The sequence below is a fragment of the Colwellia sp. SU-HH01217 genome (genome assembly GCF_057543495.1).
Map to the genome: position 1 here is coordinate 665,616 of NZ_BAAJLX010000001.1, position 14,282 is coordinate 679,897.

11 protein-coding genes are annotated in these 14,282 nt (G+C 36.1%); 3 read left to right on the plus strand and 8 right to left on the minus strand.

Features of this window, described 5'->3' with window-relative positions:
• Nucleotides 1-54 precede the first annotated feature (54 nt).
• The 3 genes from AC27G3_RS02835 to AC27G3_RS02845 are packed head-to-tail and all read left to right on the plus strand — an operon-like array spanning nucleotide 55 to nucleotide 3,291.
• Nucleotides 55-717, plus strand: a complete 663-nt coding sequence (locus tag AC27G3_RS02835) for a tetratricopeptide repeat protein (protein ID WP_487118582.1) — start codon at nucleotides 55-57, stop codon at nucleotides 715-717.
• Nucleotides 714-2,195 (plus strand): lipopolysaccharide biosynthesis protein, encoded by a 1,482-nt coding sequence (locus AC27G3_RS02840; RefSeq protein ID WP_487118584.1) that lies wholly within the window; start codon nucleotides 714-716, stop codon nucleotides 2,193-2,195. Before AC27G3_RS02835 ends, AC27G3_RS02840 begins: the two co-directional genes overlap by 4 nt.
• A gap of 13 nt (nucleotides 2,196-2,208) precedes the next feature.
• Nucleotides 2,209-3,291 (plus strand): acyltransferase family protein, encoded by a 1,083-nt coding sequence (locus tag AC27G3_RS02845; protein WP_487118585.1) that lies wholly within the window; start codon nucleotides 2,209-2,211, stop codon nucleotides 3,289-3,291.
• Here the strand turns inward: AC27G3_RS02845 and AC27G3_RS02850 are convergent.
• From AC27G3_RS02850 to AC27G3_RS02885, 8 genes are all read right to left on the minus strand, one after another.
• Nucleotides 3,265-4,578: a putative O-glycosylation ligase, exosortase A system-associated gene (locus AC27G3_RS02850; RefSeq protein ID WP_487118586.1), complete on the minus strand. Its 1,314-nt coding sequence runs from the start codon at nucleotides 4,576-4,578 to the stop codon at nucleotides 3,265-3,267. The genes AC27G3_RS02845 and AC27G3_RS02850 overlap by 27 nt on opposite strands.
• A 100-nt stretch (nucleotides 4,579-4,678) precedes the next feature.
• Nucleotides 4,679-6,124, minus strand: coding sequence for a phenylacetate--CoA ligase family protein (locus tag AC27G3_RS02855; protein ID WP_487118587.1), 1,446 nt, complete (start codon nucleotides 6,122-6,124; stop codon nucleotides 4,679-4,681).
• Nucleotides 6,121-7,242 carry a glycosyltransferase family 4 protein gene (locus tag AC27G3_RS02860; protein WP_487118589.1) on the minus strand — a complete coding sequence of 374 codons (1,122 nt, stop codon included), beginning with the start codon at nucleotides 7,240-7,242 and terminating at the stop codon, nucleotides 6,121-6,123. Before AC27G3_RS02860 ends, AC27G3_RS02855 begins: the two co-directional genes overlap by 4 nt.
• 2 nt (nucleotides 7,243-7,244) lie before the next feature.
• A complete protein-coding gene (locus AC27G3_RS02865; RefSeq protein ID WP_487118590.1) occupies nucleotides 7,245-8,477 on the minus strand; it encodes a TIGR04063 family PEP-CTERM/XrtA system glycosyltransferase in 1,233 nt (410 codons plus the stop codon).
• Between the two features lie 2 nt (nucleotides 8,478-8,479).
• Nucleotides 8,480-10,381, minus strand: a complete 1,902-nt coding sequence (locus AC27G3_RS02870) for an XrtA/PEP-CTERM system amidotransferase (RefSeq protein ID WP_487118591.1) — start codon at nucleotides 10,379-10,381, stop codon at nucleotides 8,480-8,482.
• A complete protein-coding gene (locus tag AC27G3_RS02875) occupies nucleotides 10,382-11,572 on the minus strand; it encodes a TIGR03088 family PEP-CTERM/XrtA system glycosyltransferase (RefSeq protein WP_487118593.1) in 1,191 nt (396 codons plus the stop codon).
• A gap of 2 nt (nucleotides 11,573-11,574) precedes the next feature.
• Entirely contained in the window at nucleotides 11,575-13,032 is a 1,458-nt protein-coding gene (xrtA, locus tag AC27G3_RS02880; RefSeq protein ID WP_487118594.1) for an exosortase A, read from the minus strand.
• Nucleotides 13,033-13,056: 24 nt separating this feature from the next.
• Nucleotides 13,057-14,280 (minus strand): TIGR03087 family PEP-CTERM/XrtA system glycosyltransferase, encoded by a 1,224-nt coding sequence (locus AC27G3_RS02885; RefSeq protein ID WP_487118596.1) that lies wholly within the window; start codon nucleotides 14,278-14,280, stop codon nucleotides 13,057-13,059.
• Between the last annotated feature and the right edge of the window lie 2 nt (nucleotides 14,281-14,282).

Below are 14,282 nucleotides of genomic sequence, written 5' to 3' on the forward strand. Positions count from 1 at the left end.
TTTTTTACTTTACCGTATACTATCCGTTTACAATGCAAAACGATAGAGATTTACATGTTAAAAAGATGTTTAATCATGTGTTTATTACTTCCCTTTTTAAACACTTCTGCGGCGGATAGAGATAACAATACTTGTGGAATATACCCTGGTAGTACATTGGCCAATAGCTATGGACCTTGGGATTATACGAAAGCTGAACATCAAGAGAAGCTTCCTATTGTTATTCGAGCCCACTTCACAAAAAATGTCGCTAATTTAACGAGTGGTCAAACTAACACTACCCCTCATGCCGATATTGATTACACATTACGTGCAATTCCCAATTATCATCCTGCGTTATTTGCAGTATCAAAATTAGAAAGTCGAGACATAAAAAATCTAGCGCCTGGTTTTAGGTATATTCCTCAATATTACAGTGCAGATTGTTATTTTAAGCGCGCTATATTTTTTCAACCTAAAGATCATATTAGTCATATGCTATATGCAATACACTTACAAAAACTGCCCGATTATCCATCGGCATTGAAGCAGTACCATTTAGCTTTAGCACTTAAACCCAAAGATCCTGAAGTTAATTATAATTTGGGCTTATTATATGTAGAATTAAGCGACTTAGAAAAAGCAGAGAAGCACGCTAACATTGCTTATAATGCAAATCATCCTTTACCCGGCTTAAAGAATAAAATTAATGAATTAAAACGTTCATTAGCACAATGAACGAGCTAAATAAAAAAATATTTAGTGGTGCCATTACCATGGTCCTACTTAGGTTTTTTATTAAATCGCTAGGTTTAATTAGTACTTTAGTTCTAGCCCGTTTAATAACCCCAGAAGATTTTGGTTTAGTGGCTATCGTAATGTCGATATATGCGCTAATTGAAATGTTAAAAGCCTTTGGCTTTGACGTGGTATTAATTCAAAAGCAAAACCCAAGTGAAGCAATGTATCATACCACTTGGACCATACAGCTTATGTTTGGCATTTTTGCTGCCATCATCATGTATTTCTCGTCACCTTACCTGGCAACCGCTTTTTCAGACACAAGATTAGCACTGCTTGGGCAAATTATTTCAGGGCTCTTTGTAATTAACGGCACTGTTAATATAGGCATAGTGAATTTTAGAAAAGACCTCGACTTTAAACGCGAGTTTATTTATATGTCTATTCCTAAGGTTTTAGCCGTTATTACCACTATTTTCGCAGCTGTTATTACCCAAAGCTATTGGGCATTAATTTTTGGTATGTTTGTTACTAGTGCATCTCAATCAATACTAAGCTATGCATTTTCTAATTTTAGACCAAAACTATGCTTGTCTGAACTCAAAGAGTTATTCAGTTTTAGTTCTTGGCTACTTTTCGGCAGTTTACTCAATTATGCAAACGTAAGATTAAAAGATTTGTTAGTTGGTAAGTCATTAGGCGCAAAATATACAGGACTATTATCTGTTGCTGATGAAATAGCCAGTTTACCTACAACCGAAATGGTAGCAGCCATCAATAGAGCAACCTATCCCGGTTACGCTAAAGTTTCTCACGATAATGAAGCATTAAAAGGGCTTTTTTTAAACGCTTTGTCATTTATCGCTATTTTAGGCATACCCGCAAGTGTTGGTATTTCGTTAACAGCCCCTTATTTAGTTCCAATTGTGTTAGGTGATCAATGGCTAGCCGTTATTCCTTTAATTCAGATATTGGGTATTGCCTACGCATTTATATGCATTAATACAAATGCAGGTTACATTTTTTTAGCAAAAGGCAAGCCTAAGGTTAATGCGCTAATTAGCCTTTTTAGAGCGATAATATTAATTTCATTGATGATATTTTTGATTAGTGTATATGGCGTTATTGGCATGCCTATCGCGTTATTAATTACCGCATTAATCATGTTTCCATTGTATATTTTTTTACTGAATAGAGAGATCAATTTATCTTTAACTGAATATTTATCAGTATTATGGAGGCCGTTATTATCCAGTATATTTATGTTTCTAATAACGTACTGGATATTTTTTGATTTTAATATTCACGTTGTAGTGAATGAAGGTACGGTTACTTTTTTCAATTTTATCAGTATTATTTTTATAGGCGCCCTCATTTACTTAACATTAGTACCCCTTCTCTGGTTTATTGCTAAAAAGCCCCAAAGTGCTGAAGCATTGATTATTCAAAAAGTACTATCTTATATAACAAAGTAATAGAATTTACCCGATGAATAAAACCTTTTCCTTATATTTAGATTTATTTAGATTTTTAGCCGCTGTAATGGTATTTATATCACATATACCAGGATTTACAGGAGGGTATTTGTGGCAATTAGCAGGCTTAGGTCATGAAGCCGTTGTTTTCTTTTTTGTGTTATCTGGCTTTGTAATCGCTTATGTTTGCTTTGATAAGCAAGAAAGTGCTTTCAATTATACTGTTAATAGAATGGCAAGAATTTACTCTGTTGCAATACCTAGTATCATATTAACTGTCTGCCTCTACTATTTAGGTCATTTTATAAATCCTGATGCTTTCAAGGATATTGAGAGTGTATTAATTAGTCCATTTATTACTATTATTTCTGCGCTTACTTTTACAAATCAAAGCTGGATTAGTATAAAGTTGTTCTCAAACGCTCCTTATTGGTCACTAGGATATGAAGTTCTTTATTATGTTTTCTTTGGAATCTTATTTTATAGTAAAAGTACTTATAAATATCTATTACTACTATTGATACTTTTACTAATGGGGCCAAGTATTGTCTTATACTTACCTATTTGGCTATTGGGTGTTGTAAGCTTTCTTGCAGTAAAACGGATTAATTGGTCTAATTATATATGCTGGTATCTCTATTTATCTTCTACCGTATGTATAATTGGCATTATTCAAATTCAAGACGAAATCAATTGTTATTTTCAGTATATTTTTACCGCGGAGGCATATAATTACCTACTTGAGCCAGCTGAAAAATTTACAAGCGATTATTTTTTAGCTTTCTTTGTTTCTATACATATATTTGCAAGTGCCAAAATACTCTCTCAACGAAAACTATTTAATGATGCTGCTGGTAAAATTATTCGCTATTTATCTGCCCATACTTTTTCTTTATATCTCTACCATATGCCAATAATGTATTTTATTTATGCTGTCGCTCCTATAAAAGATTCTATACCTCTTATGGTAATCAGCTATTGTATTTTAACCCCTTTAATTATTTTATTACTTAGTACTTATACTGAGAATAAAAAGCAAAATTACAAAATATTCTTTGCTCAATTATTATCAAGAATAATCCCCCTTTTTAAGTAACGTGTTTGTCTGTTCAGTTAAATTCAATTTAATCACTACAATAATCGCTATTAATGCGTAAACAAGCTCAAAATACGCCAAACTAACATTCAGCCCTGTAATACCATAAGCAATAAGAGATAATGCAATGCTTCTCGATAAGTTTTCTTGCCATTTTTGATTGTGCTTCTTAGCAAGTTTAATATTTTTAGTACACGTTCGATATGACACGAACAATACATATACAAAGAGAAATAATCCGACAAAGCCAGCACTAGCTAATACTTGAAAATAAATATTGTGCGCAGCTTTAGGTCTTAATGTTTCAGGAATAGGCGGAGTTTCAATTAAGCCAAAGTTAGGTGTTTCAGGGGCATATATTTGCCATAACAAGGGATCCGTTGTTGCTTTAAATCCCCCACCAGTCATTGGGTTGTCAATTGCAATTAGTGTAGAAATTTTCCATGCCCACAAGCGTCCAATAAAGGAACCATCGGTTGTTGAAGCGGTCTCTACAGTAGCTTGTCGTTCCTTCCACTCTGTTGGTGCACCCGCATAAATACTAGGAAGCAATATAATGGCAGCTATAAAGAGAATAAATTTACGGTTAGATTTCAACCACATTGCAAAAGCTAAAACTGATAACCCTATAAACCCCCCACGAGAATACGTACCGACAATGGCTACAATATTCAAGCCTCCTAAAATCAATAACCCTAGTTTCAATTTTTGATGCTTAGTGACCGACCACAAGTAAAAAATAAGTGGTAAACACATATTGATAGCTACAGCTAAATCATTTCGATCTGCAATAATCCCTGCTTTACCAACTACGCGATAACTTCCACCTGATAATATAAATTTAGTTGCCTCCATTGCTGAATAAGCAGATATAGAGAGTATAATGGCCCATACTAGAGTATTAATCGCTTTTTCTGTTCTTACGGCTAACGTGATAAAAAAGAATAAGGCAATAACTTTTGTAAACTCAATAAGTTTTAACCATGCGTAATTACCATCTATTAAAATATTAAATATGGTAGATATAAACATCCAAAATAAAAATAAAAACACCCAAAAGTGTATATTTGTTAAACCTATTTTTTTCTTTTCTTTTGAAAATATGTAGGACATTACGACAACAATAACTATCGTTAGATTAAGTCGTAAACTATTTGAAAACCCAAAAGCCCAAGATGCAGGAGCCATTAAAGCAATCCATATCCATGCGGCGACTCCAATATAAGGCTTTTTAAAGCTGTAATAAATTGTGATAAATAGAAAAATAACTAGGAGTAAATCACGCATTATTCATCACCCCCCTTTTCATTATTATCACTTGCTGCCCAGTACATAAGGTATACCATAGCGGCAATATCTATTAATAAAAATAAACTGTCTATCATAGTTAACTCGTTACCTTGCTTACGATATAACGAAACTTTCCCGATTGATCAGCTGCAATTTTTTCAACTATTTCGATGTCAATAATTACGTTTTCTCCTAAGCGTGCTTTGAAGCCATTGATTATTTTATTGCTGAGCTGTGGATCCTCAACTAGTGACTTTGAGGATGACGAAGTCGCGACACTTGAGCATAGTGAGGATTCTTCATTTGATGGTGATGGAGATTCGGCACGTTTATCTATTTTTGATAAGACCAGTTGCACTTTAGTGTGTAACTTAGTCTCTTGAATCACTTTAAACTCTTCTATACCGTCAAGCTCTCGTAAAATATAAATAAGCGCTAAACCATGCATCATAGTGCCATCTTCAGCGACTACAAAATCAGTTGAGCGCCCTTCAATATCTTTAAGAATTGGTAAGCCTCGACCACAACTGCACTTAATGGTATCTAGTGCACCAATATCTCCTGTACGATAACGTATAAAAGGAAAGTCTGATGTCGCTAAATGGGTAATAACAATTTCGCCCTGCTCGCCATCAGGTACGACTTCGCCTTTGCTATTAATAATTTCAACGATAATATCTTCTGCTGAGATATGCATATTGCCTTGTGGACATTCATGGGCAATAAAGCCGGCATCTCGACCACCATAACCATTAGCTACTGGTGCTTTAAAAGTCGATTCTATAAGCTCTCGCTGATAAGGATATAAACGCTCTGAGGTGACAAAAATAACCTTAATATTCAATGAAGATAGATCGATGTTATGACTATTCGCTGTTTTAGCAATTAAACTGAATACTGAAGGATAACCAAATAACATTTCAGGATTGATCGACTGTATTTGCTCAATAAAATTAAGCAATTTGGTTTCGTTCATATCAAAAGCAGGTATAAGTGTTGAGCGAAAAAGTTTATCCCTTAAAATTCGTACTTTATCTTGCGCTCCTAATTCGATAGGCGATCCCCAAGCAACAATCTCTTTATCACCAATATCCACTCCCCACCACCGAGTAGCTCGCCACTTTTCAGCCACGTCATGGCTGACACGCTCATTGCCTAACAAAAAGGTTAATGGTGTACCACTTGAGCCACCTGTAGTAAATGAGCTAGTTGGACCGGCATTATCGGCTTTAAAATGAGTAAAGTTCTCTCTAATAGTGTTTTTATCAAGAAATGGCAGTTTTTGAAGCGATGCTCGGCTGTTAATATCTGTAGGTTGTAACTTTAGGGTGTTAAATAATTGTTGATAGTATCGAACGTGCTTAACTGAATGTTCAATAAATTGAGCCAGTCTTATTTCTTGCTGATCAAGGATCTCAGCAGTTGTTAGCCACTGACTTTTTTCTAAGCCTTGTTTAATGGCTACGGTATCGTGCTTTTTCAGCTTTTCATGCAACGGAAATAAAACCGCAGAGATAAGCTTAGTATAAATTCCTTTTATCATTTTGGTGCTCGACTATTGGCTAGCGTGATATTTTTATTGTTTTTAACAATCGCCTCATCATAACAAGCTTTTAAACTTTGCCAAACATTTGACCAGTAAAACTTTTCAATGGTTGTTAAACCGTTTTGAATTAGTTTTATTCTTAATGACTCTTTCTCTAATAATGCATTTACCAAAAGCGCCATTTGTTGATCATCGCCGGCATTAATTAATAGTGCATCGTGATCATGAGTGACTAATTTGGGAATGCCACCAACATTGGTCGATACCACAGGTGTTCCGCAGGCTAATGCTTCAATAATGGAGTTAGGCGTATTGTCTACCGTACTAGTGTTTAGCATAACATCGGCATTTTGATAAAGTGTTGCCATTTCCTTCGGTGATAATCGACCAGTAAAATTAACATTGTTATCTATATTTAATTGCGTTACTAATATTTGTAAGTTGGCTAATTCAGGGCCTGTGCCAGCAATAGATAACTGCGCATTGGAATACTTTTTCTTAACCAATGAAAAAGCTTTAACCGCAGTAGCAACGTCATAAATCGCCTCTAAATTACGAGTAACGATTAAATGTGGGGCATCTGAGTTGAACGGTTTATCGGTAGCAAAAAACAAGCTTTGATCTAGTACATTAGGTACAACTTGAGCTTCTTGCCCAAAATCATTAAAGACTTCCTGTAAGAAGATAGAAGGAACGACGACCGCTTGCGCTTTGTTTAGTGTTTTTTCAACTCGTGACCAAGACTGATTAAAAAAATCACGAGCATAACCACCTCGATAATTGATAATAATGGGCTTATTTAATTGTCGCGCTACAAATACCGCAGGTGCAGCAAACAAATGCCAGGACCAACCTGAATTAGCCATAATGTGAATAACATCAGCTGATTGGCATTGCTTTTTCAATGCAATAAAATAAAAAAACAAACGGAAAAAAGCTCTCAGAACGGGAATTTTTTCTACCCAAGACGGTCGATAGGCAGCGTTCACCTGAACTATGTCTACCTCAAGTTGCTCACTTTTTAAAAATGCAGCTAACTGGCGCGTTTGATTCGCCATGCCGCCTGCTGGTGGCGGTAAAGGGCCAACAATCACCACTTTTTTTAAGCTGCTCATGATTATTGATCTACCGTCGACTGATTTTTGTTGCCATCTATCAAGCTTTTATATACAGGTAAGTAATTACTTACACTGTTTGTCCAGTTACGGACATCCTCAACAAATTCTCGACCGTTCAGCAACACTTTGCTTATTAAGTCAGGAGTTTGAATTAATTCATTAATGCGTTTTGCAAGCTGTTCAACATTGTCGGCAGCAAACAAAAAACCATTTTCATTATCAGAAATTAACTCTTTATGCCCACCAACATCTGAGGCTAAAACGGCTTTACCTTGCGCCATTGCTTCGAGTGGTTTTAGCGGTGTTACTAGTTCGGTAAGTCTCATCGCTTTGCGCGGATAAACTAATAAATCGACTAAACTATAATATTTACTCACTTCGCTGTGTGGTACGCGCCCGGTGAAAATTACCTTATCTTCCAAACCAAGTTGTTTAACTTGCATTTTAAGGTTGGCTTCTTGAGGACCGCCACCAACCAGTAATAATCGAGTATTCGGATTTTTTTCAAGCACTTTGGGCATAGCAGCAATCGTTAAATCAATGCCTTCGTAACCGTAAAATGAACCTAAAAACCCTAACACTTGGCAATTTTCTAGTTGTAATGAAGTTTCTAACTGGCTATTTTTTTCTTTAATAACATCAAACTGTTCAATATTAACGGCGTTCGCAATCACGGTAAACTTTTCTTTATCAAAGCCTCGCGCTATCAGATCTTTTTTTAAGCCCTGACAAATAGTCGTCACAGCATCTGCATACTTTACGACATGCGTTTCCATTTTTCGGGTTAACGTATAACGTAAATCATTTTCTTTGCAGGTGCCATGGTCGACTGCGGCATCTTCCCAAAAAGCTCTAATTTCATAAACAACAGGCAAGCCAGACTTTCGTCCAGCTTTTAGAGCAGCTAAACCATTTAGTGCGGGAGAATGAGCATGAATAACATCCGGTTTTTCAATTTCAATCACTTCTAATATCCGCTTAACCATAGGGGCAATATTTGCCATTTGATTTAATACGGGTAATTTAGAGAGTAAGCCAGAAGTTGGCGCACTACGATAAAAAGTTAAACCATCCACCTCTTCTACTTCTGCCGTGCTATTACCGTGTTTAGGGCTAGTAACATGACAAGTTTCAATCCCTAACTTGTGCTGTTCTTTTAAAATAGAACGTGTGCGAAACGTATAACCACTGTGTAATGGAATAGAATGGTCGAGTACGTGTAAAATTTTCACCTTTACACCCCAATATTATTTTGGCGTAAAAACGATTCAAACATTAACAGTGTCCACAATGGCGCGCTATTGTCTCTTACGCCTTTAACGTGTTGGTCGATTAATGTACGTAGTTGCTTTTGATTAAAGTAGCCACTATTTGCTATTTGATCGGACAAAAGCCCTTTATATAATCTTTCTTTTAATGGTCCTCTGAACCAATCAGCTAACGGCACTGAAAATCCCATTTTTCTACGGTATAACACATCGTGAGGCAAATGCGGCTCCATAGCTCTTTTTAATGATTTTTTACCCACGCCTTGTTCTAAGTTAATTTCAGAAGGCACACTAAAGCCCCACTCAACAAACTTATGATCTAAAAAAGGCACCCGAACTTCTAGGCTGTGCGCCATACTAGCTCTGTCAACCTTTGTTAATATATCGCCAACAAGGTAGGTTTTCATATCAAGATATTGGGCAATTTTCATGGGATCTAGGGATTTAACTTTATCTTTATACTGCTTAAAAACCGCCAGTGAGCTGTAGCCTTTTAATGATTCTTTATAAGACGTTGAAAACAATTTACTTCGTTCGTCTGCTCTCAATATAGAAATTGAGTTGTGATAGCCTTCAATAGTGTCCATGGCCATTGATTGAAAGGTCGTTTTAGCTCTTAAAAATTTAGGTGCCCAATCTAATTTAGGGTATATTTTTCCTAACGGTTTAAAAATAGCTTTTCTTAAGTTTAACGGCAGCATTTGACGAATTTTTTCTTCGTTCATATGCCAACGATATCGGCCGTAGCCTGCAAATAACTCATCTGCGCCATCGCCTGACAATGCTACAGTTACATGTTTTCGCGCCAGTTCGCATACTCGAAAGGTTGGCATGGCAGAGCTGTCAGCATAAGGTTCGTCGTATAACGCGGCTAGTTGGTCAACTAAGTCAAAATCATTTTGATCAACAATATCTATTCTATGGTTGGCTTTATAGCGTTTAGCAACTTCTATGGCGAAGTCAGTCTCATTAAACTCTTTAACGTCAAAACCTATTGAACAGGCATTAACAGGATCTTTTTGTAAACCAGACATTAATGCCACTATGGCACTTGAATCTACGCCTCCTGACAAAAAAGCGCCTAGAGGAACATCTGCTACCATTCGAATGTTAACTGCTTCAGTGAGGCGATCAGTTAATTCATCGTTGACTTTTTCTTTCGTTAAACTGTTATCAGTTTCTGTTGGTATATCCCAATATTCTTCTGAGGCGGGAATACTCTCGACACCTTTTTTCAATAACAAACGATGCCCTGGTGTTAATTTATAAGCATGCTGATAAATAGTATGAGGTTCTGGGATGTAGCCAAAAGTAAAATAATCTTCAACGGAATTATCTCTTAACGATTTATCAAACAGCGTATGCTCTGTTAATACTTTTAATTCTGAACCAAAAGCAAAATGCCCATCACTTAATAGCGTGTAAAAAAATGGCTTAATGCCTAGTCTGTCACGAGCGATAAACATACATTGCTCTTTTCGATCCCAAATGGCGAAGGCAAACATACCCCGTAAGTGATGCACGCAATCAACACCCCATTCTAAATAAGCATTTAAAATAGTTTCTGTATCACCGTGCGTATTGAAGGTATAACCTTTTTCTGTTAATTCTTGATGTAGCTCTTTATAGTTATATATTTCACCATTGAAAACGATATTCGCTCGCTGACAAGCGCTCATCATTGGTTGCGGACTGCCTTCTAAATCGATAATGGATAACCTGCGATGAGCTAATGCCACTCCGGGATCAAAAAAATAGTCGCCAGCATCTGGACCACGATGTATTTGTCGATCATTCATTTTAGCTATTACTTCAGGATCTATTTGATCTTCTGAAGTTAAGTGAAATATACCCGCTATGCCGCACATTTAGTTATCCCTTTCATAATTATTTTTTTGATACAGTTGATGATATTTGTTAACCATCAATTCAATACTAAAATTTTCTTCACAATATTTTCGCACCAATTTACTGTCTTTTGATAGCAATTCAGGTGCGTTTATATAAAATTTCATAGCAGCCACTAAGGAGTCACTATGATTAACATCAACAATGTGTGACTGCTTGTGCTCTGGTAAAGCTAGATCTGCGTTACCACCAACATTGGTTGCGATAAATGGTAAACCACATGCCATAGCTTCTAATAATGTATTCGAAATCCCCTCAGCAAGCGAAGGTAAAACAAATACATCCATTTGATTCATTAATTCCTTAACATTATCGCGTTGCCCTGCAAACCAAACCGCTTTATCTGCGCTGGCATCCTCTACCATCTTTTTAAGTTGAGGTAATAGTACGCCATCACCAACAATAACTAATCTTAAAACATTTTGTAATTCCGCAGAACTTTGCCATAAGTTAAGAAAAGCGGAAACAAGCAAGGTTTGGTTTTTAACTTCGGCTAACCGACCTACAGTGCCGAACACTACACTTTTTTCATCCGTAAAGTTATCAGGGAGCAGCGCCCTATTTTTATTCACGATAAATTTTGTTATATCAACGCCGTTACATACTCGCGCTATTCGGGTATTTTTAACACCAATAACGTCAGATAAATAATGTTCAGCCTCTTTAGACAGGGCGATATATTGATGAATTAATGGCTTAAATAATTTCCGTAATAGTTGATACTTTTTATTTGTGCCACCTAGGTCAGTTACATCCCAACCGTGTTCACCATGAATCCTGTAAGGAACTCTCGCGAGCATTGCTGGTAATTGAGCTTCTATAGCACTTAAATTTCTAGTATGACAAATATCAGGTTTTAGTTTCCTTAATAACTTCCAGCTATTGAAAAGCCACATAAGTCCTTTTCCAGCTGGCTTATGTAAATTAATGATAGATGTATTTTTAGTGTTAATTCTTTTATAAAACGATTCATCGTGATCAGTTATACAGACAATTGTATGTTTATATTCATCTTCAGCTAAGTTATTAATGATATTAACAACACCATTTTCTAAACCACCTGTCGAAAAAGAATGTACAAAATGAACGATATGCAATGGGGTAGTTGTTAAACTTGGTATTGTTACGCTTGACATAGTTTCTTTAGACATAGCTAATTTATTGAATTCTTGAGTCTAATTTCACTTAAGCTAGACAAGTACTTTTTAACGTTATTAATGAACAACGATTGGTCACTACTCTCTATTGAAAAGGCCATTATTTCACTTTCTGAATTTGGTGTTAGATAAACTTCAATCGCTTGTTGCAATTTAGCTTTCGTTGGATGAATAAAATAAGTACCTGCAATCTTATACCAATAAATGATGCTACGCTCTTTACCAGTTATACTACGCACTAATAACAATTTGGCAGTTACATCACCCAACTCAACAATTGACTCGTTGATAAGTGTCCATTTCTTAGTGTTATAAGCTCTATTTTTCCAACTAATTAATTCACCTTTATTTTGTCTATTTGCGTAAACCGCTCTAAAAATTTCAATATTTTTAGCATCAATCAAATGTGAACTTTGTAATGAATCTTCATAAAAAATGCCCCAATTGGAAGTTTTTGTCTCTCGTAAGTTATCACTCAATTGTAATGCGGATTCAGGTATCTCTGGCGCATTAATACTATTAACATTACTATAAATATAAGCGGTTAAACTCAACATTAAAAGCACTGATATCGGTACAGCCATTTTATAATTTAGAGCTTGTTCCTGTTGTCGCGCTTTATCTTTATCTATCACTGATTTCATATCATCAGCAAAGAAGCCACCCACCCAAAACATCAACATAATCACAACGCCAAAAAACAACCAACCATAAACAAGGTGATCAGCACCTGTTGCGTATTTCATATCAGAATAATGGGCAATGGCAACAATTCCATAAGCTCTTACACCGTTTGCAACTATGGGCATTAAAATCGAAATTAAAATAAAAATGAGCTGTTTTTTTGTGCTGGTGTAAGTGAGGTAAGCATACAAAGTGCCTACCGCAACAGAAGCAATTAAATAACGAATGCCAGAACAAGCTACCGCAACTTCAAATAACCCTGTCGGGGTTTGAATATATAAGCCATCAATAAACACGGGAATACCATTGAGCTTGAGCAAATTAACGGTAAACCAAGCAGTGATGTCTTGTAACATCGGGATTAGGTTTTCCCCCATGGGCACAGCAAACAATAGATAAACAAGGGGGAATTTATATCGCCAAGCCAATTGATTGCCAATTAACATCCAAATAATTGAAATTAACGAAACAACTGCAGATAGCTGCCCTAAAACATTAATATCAGCAGCGAAAGCAAATAACCAAACGAATAACGAGCCCAATAGTATCGGTAATGGCAGCCAAGTAGTTTGGGTAGTGCTTGCAAGTAAATGAGCTTTATCACGCCAAATTAACCAGAGGCTAATCGGTAAAATAAAATAACCATGGGCGAAGGTATCTGAACGACTCCAAATATCTTCCATGCCTAAAAGCGCTTGTTGATAAACAAGTACCCAACCAGTAACTAATAAGGCAAACAATGCGATAAAACGGTTATTTGTGATTTTCATAATATCCCTGTAAGCAGCTTATTTTTAATTAAAATACTGAGTCAATGGCGCTAAAGTTTGTTGCCAAGTAAATTGCGTTAGAATCCATTCTCTATTATTTTTTTCTTCTTTGCTATGCTCAGCTAAATAATCAATACAACATTGTGCAAACAGACTTGGCTCATCAATAATATGTACATTGGCTGATGTTGGCGCATTAATTCCTTCCATTGCCATACTCGTGACAACAACTGATTTATCTAAAGACATCGCCTCAAGCACTTTATTTTGAATGCCGCGAGCAATTCTTAATGGCGCCACCACACACTGAGCGTTAGCAATAAAAGGCCTTACATCATGCACTCTACCGGTCACAATAATGCCAGTTTGTTTAGCTAACGCTTTAACTTCAACGGAAGGATTGCCACCGACGATGACAAATTTTGCCTCTGGCTGTGCTTTCAGCACTTTAGGCCACACTTGTTCAACAAACCAAACGACAGAATCTATATTCGCCCAATAATCCATCGCTCCAGTAAAACAAAGATAAGGAGTATTAGGTACAAGTGGTTCCGTTGAAAATGTTGCCTTAGGATCAAAAAATTTAATATCGACACCATTGAGCACGCCATGAACTTTTTCCTGTTGCTCTTTGGCTTGACGCTGTCGAAATAACTGCGCTTCATCGGGAGATACAAATAAACTGTGGGTAAATTGCTGACAGATATTATCTTCTATACTCGCCAGTAAACGATATTCACGATTAAAAATCCATTTGGCTAATCCTGTTTTCTTATCGGCATATTGACGCCACTTATCAGAGTCTACATCAACAAAATCAATCACTCGTTGTAATAGGGAAAAATCTATCGAATTGTTATATTCATTTTGACAGTATTGCGCCATTGACGAGGAATAAACAAAGATTTTCTCAATGCTATGTTCAACAACAGTGCGATTAACCCATTGTTGCATGCGCTTATCAAAATAGTAAGGCAAGGTAATAGGCTTATTAGTAATAAACGCTTTAAGACCTTTTATTTTAGCAAGGGTTTTATTTTGATCGAGATGAAAAACTGAACGGCAATACTTACTGAGTCCATCAACATATTGTTTATCAAACGGATCGTCAATAAAGCAACCAAGATGAATATCGTAACGCTCACTAAGTTTTTTTAAAATATTAAAGGAGCGTATTTTATCACCTTTATTTGGCGGAAAAGGAATACGATGACAAAGATATAATAATGGCTCTTTACGGGTAGTCATGT

What these genes read in the sequence shown, in the direction of transcription:
- AC27G3_RS02860 (WP_487118589.1), bottom strand. Translation starts at nt 7,242, where the DNA reads ATGAGCAGCTTAAAAAAAGTGGTGATTGTTGGCCCTTTACCGCCACCA.
- AC27G3_RS02885 (WP_487118596.1), bottom strand. Translation starts at nt 14,280, where the DNA reads ATGACTACCCGTAAAGAGCCATTATTATATCTTTGTCATCGTATTCCT.
- xrtA (WP_487118594.1), bottom strand. Translation starts at nt 13,032, where the DNA reads ATGAAAATCACAAATAACCGTTTTATCGCATTGTTTGCCTTATTAGTT.
- AC27G3_RS02840 (WP_487118584.1), top strand. Translation starts at nt 714, where the DNA reads ATGAACGAGCTAAATAAAAAAATATTTAGTGGTGCCATTACCATGGTC.
- AC27G3_RS02870 (WP_487118591.1), bottom strand. Translation starts at nt 10,381, where the DNA reads ATGTGCGGCATAGCGGGTATATTTCACTTAACTTCAGAAGATCAAATA.
- AC27G3_RS02875 (WP_487118593.1), bottom strand. Translation starts at nt 11,572, where the DNA reads ATGTCTAAAGAAACTATGTCAAGCGTAACAATACCAAGTTTAACAACT.
- AC27G3_RS02835 (WP_487118582.1), top strand. Translation starts at nt 55, where the DNA reads ATGTTAAAAAGATGTTTAATCATGTGTTTATTACTTCCCTTTTTAAAC.
- AC27G3_RS02845 (WP_487118585.1), top strand. Translation starts at nt 2,209, where the DNA reads ATGAATAAAACCTTTTCCTTATATTTAGATTTATTTAGATTTTTAGCC.
- AC27G3_RS02850 (WP_487118586.1), bottom strand. Translation starts at nt 4,578, where the DNA reads ATGCGTGATTTACTCCTAGTTATTTTTCTATTTATCACAATTTATTAC.
- AC27G3_RS02855 (WP_487118587.1), bottom strand. Translation starts at nt 6,124, where the DNA reads ATGATAAAAGGAATTTATACTAAGCTTATCTCTGCGGTTTTATTTCCG.